17 protein-coding genes and 1 tRNA gene are annotated in these 14,368 nt (G+C 65.8%); 5 read left to right on the top strand and 13 right to left on the bottom strand.

The genetic code is table 11. The features are described from left to right. Positions 1-220 precede the first annotated feature (220 nt). Positions 221-1,459: a mandelate racemase/muconate lactonizing enzyme family protein gene (locus ACE3Q6_RS10190; protein WP_374431751.1), complete on the top strand. Its 1,239-nt coding sequence runs from the start codon at positions 221-223 to the stop codon at positions 1,457-1,459. A gap of 66 nt (positions 1,460-1,525) precedes the next feature. On the opposite strand, the gene ACE3Q6_RS10185 is transcribed toward ACE3Q6_RS10190, so the two are convergent. The 4 genes from ACE3Q6_RS10185 to ACE3Q6_RS10170 all read right to left on the bottom strand — a co-directional run bounded on the left by ACE3Q6_RS10185 (position 1,526) and on the right by ACE3Q6_RS10170 (position 3,464). Further along, a tRNA-Arg gene (locus ACE3Q6_RS10185) sits at positions 1,526-1,602 on the bottom strand. 31 nt (positions 1,603-1,633) lie between these two features. Next, positions 1,634-2,098: a GNAT family N-acetyltransferase gene (locus ACE3Q6_RS10180; RefSeq protein WP_374431749.1), complete on the bottom strand. Its 465-nt coding sequence runs from the start codon at positions 2,096-2,098 to the stop codon at positions 1,634-1,636. After that, complete coding sequence (locus tag ACE3Q6_RS10175; RefSeq protein ID WP_374431745.1) at positions 2,099-2,410, bottom strand: ETC complex I subunit; 312 nt, start codon at positions 2,408-2,410, stop codon at positions 2,099-2,101. It abuts the gene before it with no gap. Positions 2,411-2,609: 199 nt separating this feature from the next. Then, positions 2,610-3,464, bottom strand: coding sequence for a class I SAM-dependent methyltransferase (locus ACE3Q6_RS10170; RefSeq protein ID WP_374431743.1), 855 nt, complete (start codon positions 3,462-3,464; stop codon positions 2,610-2,612). 135 nt (positions 3,465-3,599) lie between these two features. Between ACE3Q6_RS10170 and uvrB the strand changes: the two genes are divergently transcribed. Then, positions 3,600-5,783 (top strand): excinuclease ABC subunit UvrB, encoded by a 2,184-nt coding sequence (gene uvrB / locus ACE3Q6_RS10165; protein ID WP_374431741.1) that lies wholly within the window; start codon positions 3,600-3,602, stop codon positions 5,781-5,783. Positions 5,784-5,842: 59 nt separating this feature from the next. Here uvrB and ACE3Q6_RS10160 read toward each other — a convergent pair whose 3' ends face one another. After that, entirely contained in the window at positions 5,843-6,571 is a 729-nt protein-coding gene (locus ACE3Q6_RS10160; protein ID WP_374431739.1) for a hypothetical protein, read from the bottom strand. A gap of 138 nt (positions 6,572-6,709) precedes the next feature. Then, on the bottom strand, positions 6,710-6,997 hold the full coding sequence (locus tag ACE3Q6_RS10155) for a hypothetical protein (protein ID WP_374431737.1): 288 nt from the start codon (positions 6,995-6,997) through the stop codon (positions 6,710-6,712). Positions 6,998-7,109: 112 nt separating this feature from the next. On the opposite strand from ACE3Q6_RS10155, the gene ACE3Q6_RS10150 reads away from it, so the two are divergent. Together ACE3Q6_RS10150 and ACE3Q6_RS10145 are read left to right on the top strand one after the other, a co-directional pair. After that, positions 7,110-7,850: a DUF72 domain-containing protein gene (locus ACE3Q6_RS10150; RefSeq protein WP_374431735.1), complete on the top strand. Its 741-nt coding sequence runs from the start codon at positions 7,110-7,112 to the stop codon at positions 7,848-7,850. Positions 7,851-7,880: 30 nt separating this feature from the next. Further along, entirely contained in the window at positions 7,881-8,309 is a 429-nt protein-coding gene (locus tag ACE3Q6_RS10145; protein WP_374431734.1) for an excinuclease ABC subunit B, read from the top strand. Between the two features lie 6 nt (positions 8,310-8,315). On the opposite strand, the gene ACE3Q6_RS10140 is transcribed toward ACE3Q6_RS10145, so the two are convergent. Beyond that, positions 8,316-8,633 (bottom strand): antibiotic biosynthesis monooxygenase, encoded by a 318-nt coding sequence (locus ACE3Q6_RS10140; protein ID WP_374431732.1) that lies wholly within the window; start codon positions 8,631-8,633, stop codon positions 8,316-8,318. A 50-nt stretch (positions 8,634-8,683) separates the two neighbouring features. Between ACE3Q6_RS10140 and ACE3Q6_RS10135 the strand changes: the two genes are divergently transcribed. Continuing rightward, on the top strand, positions 8,684-8,872 hold the full coding sequence (locus ACE3Q6_RS10135; RefSeq protein WP_374431730.1) for a hypothetical protein: 189 nt from the start codon (positions 8,684-8,686) through the stop codon (positions 8,870-8,872). Here ACE3Q6_RS10135 and ACE3Q6_RS10130 read toward each other — a convergent pair whose 3' ends face one another. Genes ACE3Q6_RS10130 through ACE3Q6_RS10105 form a run of 6 tightly spaced genes read right to left on the bottom strand, consistent with a single transcriptional unit; the run spans position 8,873 to position 14,278 of the window. Next, positions 8,873-10,009 (bottom strand): primosomal protein N' (replication factor Y) - superfamily II helicase, encoded by a 1,137-nt coding sequence (locus ACE3Q6_RS10130; protein ID WP_374431728.1) that lies wholly within the window; start codon positions 10,007-10,009, stop codon positions 8,873-8,875. Between the two features lie 4 nt (positions 10,010-10,013). Continuing rightward, a complete protein-coding gene (locus ACE3Q6_RS10125) occupies positions 10,014-11,117 on the bottom strand; it encodes an SPFH domain-containing protein (RefSeq protein ID WP_374431726.1) in 1,104 nt (367 codons plus the stop codon). Between the two features lie 21 nt (positions 11,118-11,138). Continuing rightward, positions 11,139-12,071, bottom strand: a complete 933-nt coding sequence (locus ACE3Q6_RS10120) for a DUF2927 domain-containing protein (RefSeq protein ID WP_374431724.1) — start codon at positions 12,069-12,071, stop codon at positions 11,139-11,141. A 9-nt stretch (positions 12,072-12,080) separates the two neighbouring features. Continuing rightward, positions 12,081-13,253: a toxic anion resistance protein gene (locus ACE3Q6_RS10115; RefSeq protein WP_374431722.1), complete on the bottom strand. Its 1,173-nt coding sequence runs from the start codon at positions 13,251-13,253 to the stop codon at positions 12,081-12,083. A 12-nt stretch (positions 13,254-13,265) separates the two neighbouring features. After that, positions 13,266-14,129 carry a 5-bromo-4-chloroindolyl phosphate hydrolysis family protein gene (locus ACE3Q6_RS10110; RefSeq protein ID WP_374431720.1) on the bottom strand — a complete coding sequence of 288 codons (864 nt, stop codon included), beginning with the start codon at positions 14,127-14,129 and terminating at the stop codon, positions 13,266-13,268. Beyond that, a complete protein-coding gene (locus ACE3Q6_RS10105; RefSeq protein WP_374431718.1) occupies positions 14,129-14,278 on the bottom strand; it encodes a hypothetical protein in 150 nt (49 codons plus the stop codon). The genes ACE3Q6_RS10110 and ACE3Q6_RS10105 overlap by 1 nt, the downstream gene beginning before the upstream one ends. Positions 14,279-14,368: the final 90 nt, after the last annotated feature.

Raw genomic sequence — 14,368 nt, 5'->3', positions numbered from 1 at the left:
TACCGCACCAATTGCGAGCCTTTGCCGCCATAGAATTTTACTTTCCATACAACAGCGCCTCCCAGAAAGACCGCCAGGGGCCTATCCCATCCGCGTCATTTCCTGTCGCGAATGAAGGGTCCCGGCCAGGACAACCCTCCTACCTTTCTCTCCGACAGATATCCCATGGGGGCGCGGGGGCACTGAACCCCGCGCCTCGGCCAGCCAAAGGGGACGGGCCATGAAACTCAAGGACCTCGAAATCTTCGTCGTCGCCCCCCCATTCCCCGGCTGGGGCGGGCGCTACTGGATCTTCCCGAAGTTGACGACGGACAATGGGATCGTCGGCTACGGCGAGTGCTACGCCTCGACCGTTGGCCCCAAGGCGATGAAGGCCGTCATCGAGGACGTCTTCGAACGCCACATGGCAAACGAAAACCCCGAGAACATCGAACTGATGTTCCGCCGCGCCTACAGTGCGGGCTTCACCCAACGCCCGGACCCCACCGTCATGGGCGCCTTCGCGGGACTGGAGATCGCCTGCTGGGACATCCTCGGCAAGGCACGCAACCGGCCGGTCTACGCGCTCCTCGGCGGCAAGATGAACGAGCGCATCCGAAGCTACACCTACCTCTATCCCGAACCCGGCAAGGAATCGGCCGAATTCTGGGTGGACCCCGACGCCGCCGCCGAGGCTGCCGTCCGCTTCATGAATCTGGGCTTCACCGCCGTCAAATTCGACCCCGCCGGTCCCTACACTATCCGCGGCGGCCACGAACCGGCGATGTCCGACATCACCCGCTCGGTCGCCTTCTGCAAGGCGATCCGCGAGGCAGTGGGCGACCGCGTCGACCTCCTCTTCGGCACGCACGGCCAGTTCACCACCCCGGGCGCCATCCGGATGGGCCGCGAACTCGAACCCTACAACCCGCTCTGGTACGAAGAGCCGATCCCGCCGGACAACCTCCTGGAATTCGCCGAGGTCGCGAAATCCGTCCGCGTCCCCCTGGCCACCGGCGAACGCCTGACCACGAAAGCGGAATTCGGCACTCTTCTCCGCGCCGGGGGCGTCAAGATCCTGCAACCCGCGCTGGGCCGGGTCGGCGGCATCTGGGAAGCGAAGAAGATCGCCGCCATGGCCGAGATCTTCAACGCCGAGATGGCCCCGCACCTTTACGCAGGCCCGGTGGAATGGGCCGCGAACGTGCACCTCTCCGCCTCGATCCCGAACCTCCTCATCGCCGAAACCATCGAAACCGGCGGGGCCTTCCATCAGAAACTGATCAAGAATTCGATCAAATGGGAAGATGGCTACATCCTCCCGCCCGAGGCCCCCGGCCTTGGCATCGACTTCGACGAGGACGTCGCCCGCGCGCATCCCTACACCGGCACCGCGCTGCATCTGCAGATGCAGGAGGCCCCCTGCGACTACCGTCACGGCAACCGCTTCGAGGGCGGTGCACCAAGCTCGATCACCTGACCACCTTCCGTGGAAACGCCGCCCGAGTGGCTCGATGCCACGAGGACGGCTACCTGTTCAAGGAAATGGCGGGCCCAGAAGGACTCGAACCCTCAACCTCGGACTTAGAAGGTCCTTGCTCTATCCAGTTGAGCTATGAGCCCGCGCCGCGTCCTTTTGCGCCACCGCAAAAGATCAGGCAAGCACCTTCGTCATGAAGACGGAATTCGGGTCGTCCCAGTAGCCTTCGAACGGGGGGCACTCCTCGAACCCGGCGCGCGCGTAAAGCGCTCGGGCGGCAACGAAGGTCGGCTGGACGCCCGTTTCAAGGCTCAACCGGGTGAAGCCCTCGTTTCGGGCCTCGGTGACAAGGTGGTCCAGCATCGCCTTCGACAAGCCACGGCCCCTGGCCTCGGCCAGGACATGCATGGACTTGATCTCGGCATGTCCCGCATCGATCCGTTTGAAGGCCCCCATCGCCAGCGGTGTGCCAGCGTCCCGCAGGACAAAGAACCGGATCCCCGGCGCGGCAAGCTCGCCTTTGTCCATCATGTGGATCGACTCGGGGGGCGTGTCGGCGTGCATATCCGCCGTGTGGCGCTGGAAAAGCAGATCCAGATCCGGTGTCAGCGGATGTTCTTCGGCAATCACGACCGTCATTCAGTGCGTCCAGGCACCTTTGCGGTCGGTGGCGAAGTTCTCGCCATAGCCGCGGGCGCGGATCACCGGCTTGCGGGGCTTGGGCTCGACCAGGTCGTATTCGATGCCTTTCTCGGTCGCGTAAGCCTCTGCCGCCTCGCGCGTCTCGAACTTCAGGCGCACCTGGCTTTGCGTGTCGGTAGACGAGGTCCAGCCCATCAGCGGATCGACCTCACGTTCGGAGGCCGGGGCGAATTCCAGCACCCATTGGTGGGTCTTGGCAGAGCCGGACTGCATGGCGGTCTTGGCGGGCTGATAGATGCGGGCGCGCATGGGAATCCTCCGAAGATGATCCGTATATCTCAACGCTGTGCGGAAAGCGCAAGCGTCAGAAAGGACTGTCGGCCGGCGTCTGGGAGTGTGGGGTGGGGTAGGTCGACGCCGACCGACAGCTTCAGTTGCTGCTTGCCGGATCAGTCTGGCGCAAGAACGGACGCAAATCAACCTAAAGTTGTGGCCGCGGCAGGGATTTTCACCGCTGTTCCAACCGGAAGATCTGGTAGCGGTTGTAGTGTCGGAAGGCGTCAGAGGTCCGGCTGGTACCCGTAAGCCGCTGCATCAGATTTTCGCGCCGCTTTCGCGACAGGAACAGTCCGATCACCTTGGCCAGTGCCCAATGCGCGGTGGGGCGCTTGGCGTGGATTTCGTCCGACACCCGGGTCACCCCGTGACCGAGCACATGGAACAGGCGCTGCTCCAGGTCGATCGACGGCGCGACGGCCTCGGTGATGTCCTCGCTGGCCGCGACGACAAAGGCCGAGCCCTCGACCTTCTGGTGAAACGCCGCCAACGGATGCCCGCCACCCGGCTGGGGGCCATGCACCGCACGGCCGAGATAAGCCTCGGTCCGGAAGCAGTCGGCGATCAGCACCTGCCCACCATCGACCAAGAGCCGCGCACATTTCGGCAGGCTTTCGTCCATCGGAATGTACTGGAAGCTTTCCGAGAAGAGGCACAGGTCATAGGGACCCGTCCCGGTGAAGCCCTCGAAGGTGGTCTCGTGCACCACGGCTCCCTTGGCCGTCTCGCGGCAGCGGGCCGCCAGGAAGGGCGAGGGCACGACGATCTCGACGCTATGGCCAAGCGCGAGCAGTTTCTTCGCCGTCTCCCCCGCGCCCCCGCCGATGTCCAGGATGCGCAGGCGACCCTCGGGCAGGTAGCCGAAGAGCTTGGCCGAATAGTTGTCCTGCGCCGCCCGCAGGTTGCCTGCCGTGACCTCCAGCCCCGTCCACAGCCCATAGTGCAGGTTCTCGGCCCCGGTCAGCCAGCGGATGAACGCCAGCCCCACATCCAGCCCCACGGCCCGCGTGTCGATCTTCTCAGCCATCTGTCACCTCTGGGCCCACGGCTTAGCCGCTTACCGCCGTCCGGGCAACGGTTTCGCCCCGACCTGCGGATCACCGCTTGAACTGGAACAAAAACGGATCAAATCTGCTCTTTCCCGACTCCCCGGAGAGGCGCGATGCCACACAACAACATCAACGCCCTGACCGAGCGTCCGGACGTCCTGACCAAGCCCAAGCTCGAAGGCGGCCGCCGCTTCGTCATGTCGACGCCGTTCCAGCCCGCGGGCGACCAGCCGACGGCGATTGCCGAGCTGACCGCCGGAGTGAATGCAGGCGAGCGGGACCAGGTCCTCCTCGGTGCGACGGGGACGGGCAAGACCTTCACCATGGCCAAGGTGATCGAGGAAACCCAGCGCCCGGCCATCATCCTTGCGCCCAACAAGACGCTCGCCGCGCAATTGTACGGCGAATTCAAGGGCTTCTTCCCCGACAACGCGGTGGAATACTTCGTGTCCTACTACGACTACTACCAGCCCGAAGCCTATGTCGCCCGCACCGACACCTATATCGAGAAGGAATCCCAGATCAACGAACAGATCGACCGGATGCGCCACTCGGCCACCCGGGCGCTTCTGGAACGCGACGACGTGATCATCGTGGCCTCCGTCTCCTGCATCTACGGCATCGGCTCGGTCGAGACCTACTCGGCGATGACGCAGGACCTGGTCGTCGGCCAGCTTTACGACCAGCGGAAGGTGATGGCGGAACTCGTCGCCCAGCAGTACCGCCGCCTGGAAACCGCCTTCCAGCGCGGGGCCTTCCGGGTGCGGGGCGATTCCCTGGAAGTCTGGCCCGCGCACCTGGAAGATCGGGCCTGGCGGTTCAGCTTCTTCGGCGAAGAGCTGGAGTCGATCACCGAATTCGACCCGCTGACCGGCGCCAAGACCGACACGTTCAAGCAGATCCGCATCTATGCGAACAGCCACTACGTCACCCCGCGCCCGACGCTGGCGCAGGCGATCAAGGGCATCAAGGACGAGCTTTTCCACCGTCTGAAGCAGCTGCAGGAGGAAGGAAAACTCCTCGAGGCTCAACGGCTTGAACAGCGCACCAACTTCGACCTTGAAATGCTGGAGGCAACGGGCTCCTGCGCCGGGATCGAAAACTACTCGCGCTACCTCACTGGCCGCGCGCCCGGCGAACCGCCGCCGACGCTGTTCGAATTCATCCCCGACAACGCCATCGTCTTCGCCGACGAAAGCCACGTCTCGGTCCCCCAGATCGGCGGCATGTACCGGGGCGACTTCCGCCGCAAGTTCACGCTGGCCGAACACGGTTTCCGCCTCCCCTCCTGCATGGACAACCGCCCGCTCAAGTTCGAGGAATGGGACGCCATGCGCCCGCAATCCGTCTTCGTCTCGGCCACCCCCGCGGCCTGGGAGATGGAGCAGACCGGCGGCGTCTTCACCGAACAGGTGATCCGCCCGACGGGCCTTCTGGACCCGGTCGTAGAAATCCGTCCCGTCGAGATGCAGGTCGACGACCTTCTGGACGAAATCCGCAAGGTCTCGGCCAGGGGGTTGCGGACGCTGGTCACCGTCCTGACCAAGCGGATGGCCGAGGACCTGACCGACTACCTCCACGAACAGGGCATCCGCGTGCGCTACATGCATTCCGACATCGACACCATCGAGCGCATTGAAATCCTTCGGGACCTCCGACTGGGGGCCTTCGATGCATTGGTCGGGATCAACCTCCTGCGCGAAGGGTTGGACATTCCGGAATGCGGCCTAGTGGCGATCCTGGATGCGGACAAGGAAGGCTTCCTGCGGTCCGAGACCTCGCTCATCCAGACCATCGGCCGCGCCGCGCGGAACTCCGAAGGCCGGGTCATCATGTATGCCGACCGGATCACCGGGTCGATGGAACGCGCGCTGGCCGAGACGAACCGGCGGCGCGAAAAGCAGATGGCCTACAACATCGAACACGGGATCACGCCCGAGACGGTGAAGAAGAACGTCGAGGACGTGCTGGCCGGCCTCTGGCAGGGCGACACCGACATGTCCCGCGTCACGACCAAGGTCGACAAGCCGATGGTCGGGTCCAATCTGGCGGCTCACCTCGACGCCCTGCGCCTGCAGATGCGCAAGGCGGCCGAGAACCTGGAATTCGAGGAAGCCGCCCGCCTTCGCGACGAGGTCAAGCGGCTGGAGGCCGTGGAACTGGCTGTCGCCGACGACCCCTTCGCCCGGCAGGAGGTCATCGAAGAGGCGGTGACCGAAGCCACCAAGATGGCTGGCCGGTCGACGGCAGGGCGGGCCGGGCAGCGCGGCGGCAAGCGGTCGCGGCGGGGCCGGTAGGGCGCTGGTTTATCGGAGTTGGCTGAACACAAAGGCAATCCCGACAGCCGCCAGGAACATCAGGAACAAGGACGCCCCAATCCCTGGAATATGCCTCTGGGCTGCCGGTAAACCGAGATCTGGCCGTCCGACAGCATGGCCATCACCCTCCGGTCACTCCGGTACCAGCGCAGCGCCATGAAGAGCTGGTACAGGACGGTCAGCGCGGCCACAGCGATCAGCGCCAGGTCGTACCAAGGTCCGTGGTCCAGCGGATCACGCCGGTCGCCAAGAAAGGGTGTGATGTAGACAAACTGGTCCCCCAACCTAAGCCCGCGGTCCAGCACGATGCCTTCGACGGTATTGGCGAGCTTGGGCAGTTGCAGGACCCGGCCGTTCAATCCGACCTGCCCGTCGTCAGGTGATGCCGCAAGTTCCTTGCGGAAGGTCTCAAGGTCTTCCTCCTTGATCAGCACGGCCGCGCGGACGACAGAATCCTCGGGCCCGCTGTCGGGGGCGAAGAACAGGAACAGGTGTTCGGTCTTGTCGTCGCGGGTGATGGGCGTGCCGTCCCGCGAATCGATGCGGCCGATGACATTGACCTCATTGCGTCCATGCAAATCCGTCCGGCGTGAAAACTCCGCAAGCGAGACCGGGGAGGGTGGCTCGGCGGCAAGGCTGATCTTCGACGGGCGGACCTCGGCCATTATGTAGAAGAAATAGACCACCAGCCCGGAAAAGATCAGCGCCTTCAACAGCCGCTGCAGGATCGCGGCCCTTCCGTAGAACTCGACCTGGCGCTGGACCATGCTTTACTCCGGATGACTGGCACGCCCGCGCACTATGCCGCCAAAGTCTGCCTTTGCAATGGCTTGGCGGGGTTCGTTCCCTTGAGCTTCGCCCGTTGTAGCAGCGTTGCATAGCGGCACGGACCCACCCCTTCCGCCTCACTCCACCAAGACGATGTCCGGGTCGCCCGCGCGGAAAGTCGTGATCTCATGGCAGGTGACCACCTCGCTCTCCCGCTCCTCCCAGTAGCGCGGATCGGACAGTACCGCTTGCGGAAGGCGGTCCTTCTGAAAGACCCGTCGCTTCTGCCGCTTCACCGTCACCTCGAACCGGTTCGACCGCAGCCGAGCGCCGGGGCGCAGGAAGCCCTCGCGCAGCACCTCGGCCCGGTCCTGCAAGCGCTTGATCTCGGCCTTCAGCCGGGCGAATTCGTCCACTGGGTCCATCGACGCCTCCCTTCCTTCCCCCAGTTTCGCCCACCCGGGTTGCGGCAAGGTTAACGCCAGCCGGAACAGGACCGAAGGCCCGGGCGTTACTCCGTCAGGAGGACGAAGACCCATGCCCCATCCCATCCGCATTGGCGTCGGCGGCTGGACCTATGAGCCCTGGCGCGGCACCTTCTTCCCCGAGGGCCTGCGCCAGGCTGATGAGTTGCGCTTCGTTTCCCGCGCGCTGACGGCCATCGAGGTCAACGGCACCTTTTACCGCACCCAGACCCCGGCCACCTTTCGCAAATGGGCGCGCCAGACCCCGGACGGGTTCATGTTCACGCTGAAGGCCCCCCGCTACGTGACAACCCGCCGCGAACTGGCCGGGACCAAGGAGTCCATCCAGCGCTTCCTTGGCTCGGGGCTGGAGGAACTTGGCCCGAAGCTTGGCCCGATCAACTGGCAGTTTCCCCCGAACAAGGCCTTCGACAGTGCGGACCTGGCAGGGTTCCTGGACCTTCTGCCGGACCGTCTGAACGGCCTTCCCCTCCGCCACGCGATCGAGCCACGGCACGAAAGCTTTCACGCGCCCGCTTTTGGGGCACTGCTGGCGGACCGCGGGATCGCCGTGGTCCAGGCCACCGACGGCGACTACCCCGAGATCGATGCGGCCACCGCCCCCTTCGCCTACCTCCGCCTGATGGGCACGCAGGAGGGCGAGGCCCTGGGCTACCCCGCGTCAAAGCTCGACCGCTGGACCACCCGCCTGCGCAAGATTGCGAAGGATCGCGACGTCTTTGCCTTCGTAATCTCGGGCCACAAGGCGGCCAATCCCGCAGCCGCCCAGGCGCTGATCCAGCGGCTGGCTTGACGCGTGCGACGCGCGGCCCATTTTTCCGACATGCGCGCCCTGATTGCCCTTGTGCTCCTCTCGGCCCCGGCTTCGGCCTGGGAGTTCACAGCCGTCCCGGTCTGCACGATCAAGCTCGACACCGCCGAGCTCTCGCTCCGCGTGACCTACGACCCCGCCGAGGCCGAGCCCTACCGCATCGCTCTGACCCTTCCCGACCCCTGGCCCAGCACCGATACCTTCGGCCTTCGCTTCGACGGACCCGCAGCCCTCACGATCGGAACCGGCCGGCACCAGCTCTCTGACGACGGTCGCACCCTGACTGTCACCGACACCGGCTTCGGCAATGTGCTGGACGGGCTGGCCTATAACGCCACCGCGACGGCCCTGGCGGGCACGACCGAGGTTCCCTTTGACCTCGCGGGCGCCCGACCCGTGGTAGAGGCTTTCCGGGCCTGCGATGTCCTTCCCTCGGCCTGAGACCAGTCAGAACACCCCGGTGACCTCGTACATCACCGGCTCGAACCCGCGGCAAAGTTCGTTGATCCTGCGGTTCCGCTCGCGCATCTCGGGGGTGCGCAGCATGGCCTGGTAATCCTCGCGACGCTGCCACTGGCTGTAGTTGCAGATCCGCGTCCGCGCGTCGTTCATGTGCAGCCCCGCGGCGATGAATCCCGGCTGTCGGCTAATGCAGTCGCGGTAGGCGGCTTCCAGCGCCTCGACCAGGTCGAAGGCCATCGCGGGCGTGGTCTCGAAGGTGGTGATGACGGTTTGGCCTTGGAAATCCTTGACAATCTGCGGCATGTCGGCCTCCCTTCCTGCACTCAAGGATGGCACGAAGCGGGGCCAAAGGCATGAAGTTTCTCGACCCGAACGACCCCTTCTTCGCCCAGGCCTGGGTTCGCTGGCTGACGGTCCTCGCCCCGACGGCCTGGGGGCTGTTCGAGTTCCTTTACGTCGGCTCGCCCTTCTGGGGCATCCTCTTCATCGCGGCCGGAGCCTATGCCGGCTGGATGCTCTTCTTCCAGCGCGGCAAGGACTGATCAGTCCATCCACTCGGGCCGGTCGAAGCCCATCGCCTGCGGATCGTGAAGATAGGCCGCCCCAAAGCCGACGATCAGCGCCAGAAGCACCGCGAAGGCGATCTTCCAGATCGACCAGGGCCGTTCGCCCTGCACTTCGCCCGTCTGGCCGTTGACGAGGAAGCGGTAGCTTTTCCCGTTGTACTTGTAGGCCGCCGTCCAGATCGGCAGCAGAATGTGCTTGAAGGTTTCGTCCGACCAGGTCGTATCCACGTCGTTCACCCGCTGCTCGTCGCCACCGATGTCCCGGCGCACGTCCTGCAGGATCACAGCCGCCATCCGCTCGCGCGCCTCGTGGTGGCCGTCCGCCAGGCTGACCGTATAGCCCTCGGCCTGGAACCCGGCCAGGTACTCTGGCCCGTAAGGCACCAGCGCGCCCAGATCCCAGGGGGTCAGCTCATCCCCCAGCCGTTCCGGCAGGCTGCGCGAGGCCATGATCAGCACGTCGTCAAAGTCCCGCGCCACCCGACCCGAAGCCGGATACCAGCGCGTATGCCGGACCTGCTCTTGCCGCGTTTCCATCCTGCCGTTGACCCGGACATGAACCGTCCGCGTCTCGTAGTAGTACTCGCCCCGCTGGCCGGTGTAGCGGCTGGCCGTGTCCGCATCGAAGGTCCAGAACGGGACATAGATCCCGCTCATCGCCCGACCCTTCCGCGCATATTCCAGAAGCGTGTTCGGCGCGAACCAGAGGCCGCCCATCCAGGCGGTCAGCGCCTTGTGCGCTTCGGATTCCGTCACCGCGAAGGGGATCAGCGCCTGCGGCTTGATGTGCCGCGTCGTCCCGGTGTCCAGGACCACGGGGGTCGCGCAGAAGGGGCATTCGGTGGCATGGGTCGCGCCGGTGATCTCGACCTGCGCCCCGCAGTTGGGGCAGGTCGTCGTCCGCACCTCGACCATGTCGCGGTCGGCCAGGTCGTCCTGCAACCCGCGTGCCAGGTCCAACTCGCCCAAGGCCCGCGACCGCTTCGGTGCGGCGGCCTGGGGGATCTCCTGCACATGGCCGCAATGATCGCAGACCAGTCGCGTCTGGCCCGGTGCGAAGCGCAGTTGCGCCCCGCATTGGTCGCAGGGCCAGCGGTATTCGTCCTGCGGCATGGCCTTAGGGTTTCGGAGGCGGCGGCGGCACCTGGTCCAGAAGCCGCGCGAGCTCGGTCTCGGCGGCCATCTTCCAGCCGTCCTGGCCCGGGGTCCAGACCATCGTCGCGCGGGTCAGCCGCCCCTCGGCTGCGGCCTTCGCCAACTCACCTTCGCCGAACGGCCCCGAGGTCGCGCCATCGACTGCCAGGTGCCAGACCTTGGCCGCCGGCGGCGGCGGGGGAGGCGGCGGCGGAGGAGCGGCGGCAGCCCCCGGCTGCGCCCCCCAGGGCCCCATGTTCTGCGCCATGCTGGCACCCATGCCCATGCCCATCCCGGCGCCCATCGCCGAGCCCATCGCCGATCCGGGTTGCGACAGGCTTTCGGCCGCGTTGTACTGCATGTAGCGGTTGAGGTCGCCCACCACGCCCATCGAGGTCCGCTTGTCCAGCGCCTTCTCGACCTCTTCCGGCAGGCTGATGTTCTCGATGTAAAGCTCGGGGATCGACAGCCCGTACTCCGCCACCTTCGGCGTGATGGCATTCGCGATCAATTTCCCCAGGTCTTCAAGGTTGCCCGCCATGTCCAGCACCGGGATGCCAGACTTTGCCAGGATCTGGGACACTTCCTGCATGATGATGTTGCGGATCTGGAAGCTGATCTCGTCGGCGGTGAACTCGCCGTCGGTGCCCACGATCTCGGTCATGAACTTGCCGGGGTCGGTCACCCGCATCGAATAGGTCCCGAAGGCCCGCAGGCGCACGGGGCCGAACTCGGGATCGCGCGCCATGATCGGGTTCTTCGTGCCCCATTTCTGGTCGTTGAACCGGGTCGTGTTGACGAAATAGACCTCGGACTTGAAGGGCGACTGGAAGCCGTGGTCCCAGTGCTGCAGCGTGGTCAGGATCGGCATGTTGTTGGTCTCAAGCATGTAGAGACCGGGCTGGAACACGTCGGCGAGCTGCCCTTCGTGGATGAAGACCGCCGCCTGCCCCTCGCGCACGGTCAGCTTCGCGCCGTACTTGATCGCCTGACCCCGCCGGTCAAAGCGCCAGACCATCGTGTCCCGCGTGTCGTCCAGCCAGGAAATGACGTCGATGAATTCGCCTTTGAGGAAATCGAAGACCATGGGGTCACCCTCCGTTTGGGGTCAACTCTCGCCGCCGACCATCCGGCGCGCAAGGGATTCGACGATGGGCCGCGCTTCCGCCGCCGTCATGCCGGGGCGCAGTTCGGGGCTGTAAAGGATGCGCAGCATCATCTCGTCCTGGTCGGTCAGCAGCGCGAATTCCTCGTCGTCATTGAAGATCGACGGCCGTGCCCGTGGGCTGTCATTCGGCAGGCCCAGGCCCTGCGCGATTTCCTCGTGGAAGCAGGACAGGCGTAACAGGTCCGGGTTCTCGGCCCGGATCACCGCGACGGCGTGGCGGTGCAGGTGGCTTTCCGACCCCGAGATGGCGAAGACGTTGCAATAGGTCGTCTGGCTCATCTGCGTGACCGCCTGGATCACGTCCGGCGCGATGCCGATCCGCAGGCCCGCCAGTTCGGGCCCAAGCGCCAGCCGCTCGTCCTCGGACACGATGTAGACCCAGAAGTTCGGCGCCCCCTCGGTCAGGGCGATGGGGTGGCCCGTCACCTGCGACAGCCGCGCCAGGTAGCTAGCGATCCGCGCCCGGTCCGTCGCCTGCTTCTCGGCGGGGACCGATGGCCCGAAGCGCACCGCCACCCGCACCGGGTCCTGCCAGCGCGTCAGCGGCGAGGCTGTCTCCTCGCGCGTGATTCCGCCCCGGCTGCGGGTGAACTCCTGGTAAAGCGCGATCTTCAGGAAGTTCTCGGTCAGCCGGTCCGGCCGCACTGCGATCTCGCTTCCCGGATCGGTCCGCAGCATCCCCTCGCGCAAAAGCACCTGTTGCACCTGCGCGTAATAGGCCGCGGCCGCGGCACTTTTCGGCGTCGGCGGGGGCGGAGCCACCGGCTCCACGGGGGGCGGAGCGACCACGGGCGCGGGCGCACCGATGCATCCGGCAAGCGCCAGGCAGGCCGCCATGCCGGTCAGGAATTTCACTGCTCTCGCCCGCGTCATTCTGTCCTTTCAGGCCGTCGCCGCCGGGGTCGACTGCCGCGCCTTCGCCGAGGCCAGCGTCTCGCGCAGCTCGGCCTCCATCTTCACCAGTTCCGCCTCGGCCGCCGCCCGCCGCGACTTCCCCTCGTCGGCGATGGCAAGGCTTTCGTTGATCGTGGCGATCAGCGTCGCGTTGGCCGACCGGATCGTCTCGATATCGAAGACCCCCCGCTCCATCTCCTCACGCACCACCTTGTTCGCCGCCTGCAGGTTCTCGGCATTGGCCTTCAGAAGCTCGTTCGTGAGGTCATTTGCCTCGCGCACCGCCTCGGCCGCTTCCTTCGACCGCTGGATCGTCACCGCCTGCGCCAGCTGCGTCTCCCACAGTGGCACGGTGTTCACGAGCGTCGAGTTGATCTTGGTCACAAGGCTCTTGTCGTTCTCCTGCACCAGCCGGATCGAGGGCAGCGACTGCATCGTCACCTGCCGGGTCAAACGCAGATCATGCACCCGGCGTTCCAGATCATCCCGCGCCGCGCGCAGATCGCGCAACTCCTGCGCCTTCATCACCTTGTCCGCCTCGGGCGCCGCCGCCACCTCGGCCTCCTTGGCCGGGATCGCCGTCCCGTCCGTCTCGGCCAGCTTCGCCTCACCGGCCGCGATGTACAAAGCCAGCTCGTTGTAGAAGGTCAGCGTCTTTTCATAGAGCACGTCCAGGCTCTTGATATCCTTGAGCAACGTATGCTCATGCGTCAGCAGCTCGCCCGTGATCTTGTCGATCTGGCTTTGCACATCCTCATACTGCGCCACGAACTCCGCGAAGGGCGCCGCCCGGCCCAACAGCTTCTCCCACCAGCTCGCCTCGCGCCGCAGGTCCAGCTCCTCGACCGCGAAGCCGCGGATCGTGGTGACGATCTTGCGCAAGCTGTCGCCGGCTGGACCCACGTCCTTGTTCTTCACGTCCTGCAGCATCGCCTGACTGATCACCTGCAGCTCCGCCTGGGCCGAGGAGCCGAAGGCGATGATCGATTGGGTGTTCGCAAGGTCCACCTCAGACATCCGCTTGCGGATCGCCTCGGCCTTGTCCGAGGGCGCGGCCTCCAGAGCCACCACTTCGGCCATCGGCTCGGGCAGGATCACGGCGTTGACCTTCTCGACCTCGGTCAGAAGGGCCTGGGCATCGGCTTGCACGGTCGTGGACATCTGGCTTCTCCCCTAATGATCAAGTTTCAAACGGTCGCGCAGCACGGCGATCTCGACATCCAGGTCGGTGCGGCTGTTGGTCAGGAACGCCGTGGATTTCTGCGCAAAAGTGGTTTCCAAGTCGGTCAAAAGTGCCTCGTAATCTGCCCGCGCCTGCGCATCGCGCGTCTGGGCATAGTGGTCGGCGAACTTCACCGTCGCGTCGCGTGCGCCCATCAGGTAGACCGACAGGTACTTCCGTGCCGCCGTCAGGTCGCCCGGATCGCCCTCGATCGTACGGAACAGCCCCCGCGCCACGCCCGAGAACTGCGCGACCCGCTTCTCCAGACTGCGGTCCTTCGCCCGCAGGATCGCGTCCTGCATCGCGGCCAGATGCGCCTCGCCCTCCTCGACGGCCTTGGCGACGCGCCCGGTCTGGAAAGCGTCGATCCCCTCCATCCCCTTGTCGGCCATCGGGTCAAACCCGAAGGCCCCCAGATGCAGCGCCGCCCCGACCAGAGCATAAAGCACCGGATAGACCAGCCCCTGGTCGGCGATCACGCCGCCCACGGCCAGCGCCGCCCCTGTCGCCACCGCCCCGGCCGCCTTGCGCGGGAAGGCCGGGCGGCGGGCCAGCTTGCGGGCATTGTAGGCCGCTTCCGCCACCATCCCCTCCCGCGTCAGCCAGGCTGCCAGCACGATCAGGCCGCCGGCCAGCAGCCCCAGCAGCATCTCGCGCGGGCCGTCGCCGAAGGCCGGGAACAGGAACAGGAAGGCCGTCAGGAAGAGCACGGTCGTCCGCCACTTGCCGGTCACGCGCGGCGCCGCCGCAGGGGCGCCCGCGGGACCCTGGGACCCGCCGCCGGGCGAATACCTGCCGCCGAAGCGTTCGGCCATCACGCGCCCCCCGACCAGGCCACATAGGCCACGAGGAAGACCAGAAGCACCAGCGAAAGCGTCCGAATTCCCCCGCCCGACATCGCCTGCCTTCCCTTGCCTGCCGCTTCGCCCGACCTTAGCCCAAGCCCCCGCACCATGCCAGTCACGCCTGCGGGGAATAGGCGGCAATCTTCCCCGCGCGCCGCCTTCACTGTTTCGGAACCGCGCCCTGCTTCGCTGCCTGAAAAAAGCGGAGA

Origin of the sequence: Tabrizicola sp. (assembly GCF_041913445.1) — a bacterium.
GTDB lineage: Bacteria > Pseudomonadota > Alphaproteobacteria > Rhodobacterales > Rhodobacteraceae > Tabrizicola.
Note: the sequence above shows the minus strand (reverse complement) of the source record. Positions and strands in the feature narration are given on the sequence as shown.

Coding starts and splice junctions, on each gene's coding strand:
- ACE3Q6_RS10150 (WP_374431735.1), top strand. CDS start 7,110: ATGCCCCATCCCATCCGCATTGGCGTCGGCGGCTGGACCTATGAGCCC.
- ACE3Q6_RS10175 (WP_374431745.1), bottom strand. CDS start 2,410: ATGCGCGCCCGCATCTATCAGCCCGCCAAGACCGCCATGCAGTCCGGC.
- ACE3Q6_RS10110 (WP_374431720.1), bottom strand. CDS start 14,129: ATGGCCGAACGCTTCGGCGGCAGGTATTCGCCCGGCGGCGGGTCCCAG.
- ACE3Q6_RS10115 (WP_374431722.1), bottom strand. CDS start 13,253: ATGTCCACGACCGTGCAAGCCGATGCCCAGGCCCTTCTGACCGAGGTC.
- ACE3Q6_RS10155 (WP_374431737.1), bottom strand. CDS start 6,997: ATGGACCCAGTGGACGAATTCGCCCGGCTGAAGGCCGAGATCAAGCGC.
- ACE3Q6_RS10160 (WP_374431739.1), bottom strand. CDS start 6,571: ATGGTCCAGCGCCAGGTCGAGTTCTACGGAAGGGCCGCGATCCTGCAG.
- ACE3Q6_RS10135 (WP_374431730.1), top strand. CDS start 8,684: ATGAAGTTTCTCGACCCGAACGACCCCTTCTTCGCCCAGGCCTGGGTT.
- ACE3Q6_RS10180 (WP_374431749.1), bottom strand. CDS start 2,098: ATGACGGTCGTGATTGCCGAAGAACATCCGCTGACACCGGATCTGGAT.
- ACE3Q6_RS10125 (WP_374431726.1), bottom strand. CDS start 11,117: ATGGTCTTCGATTTCCTCAAAGGCGAATTCATCGACGTCATTTCCTGG.
- ACE3Q6_RS10130 (WP_374431728.1), bottom strand. CDS start 10,009: ATGCCGCAGGACGAATACCGCTGGCCCTGCGACCAATGCGGGGCGCAA.
- ACE3Q6_RS10190 (WP_374431751.1), top strand. CDS start 221: ATGAAACTCAAGGACCTCGAAATCTTCGTCGTCGCCCCCCCATTCCCC.
- uvrB (WP_374431741.1), top strand. CDS start 3,600: ATGCCACACAACAACATCAACGCCCTGACCGAGCGTCCGGACGTCCTG.
- ACE3Q6_RS10170 (WP_374431743.1), bottom strand. CDS start 3,464: ATGGCTGAGAAGATCGACACGCGGGCCGTGGGGCTGGATGTGGGGCTG.
- ACE3Q6_RS10140 (WP_374431732.1), bottom strand. CDS start 8,633: ATGCCGCAGATTGTCAAGGATTTCCAAGGCCAAACCGTCATCACCACC.
- ACE3Q6_RS10145 (WP_374431734.1), top strand. CDS start 7,881: ATGCGCGCCCTGATTGCCCTTGTGCTCCTCTCGGCCCCGGCTTCGGCC.
- ACE3Q6_RS10120 (WP_374431724.1), bottom strand. CDS start 12,071: ATGACGCGGGCGAGAGCAGTGAAATTCCTGACCGGCATGGCGGCCTGC.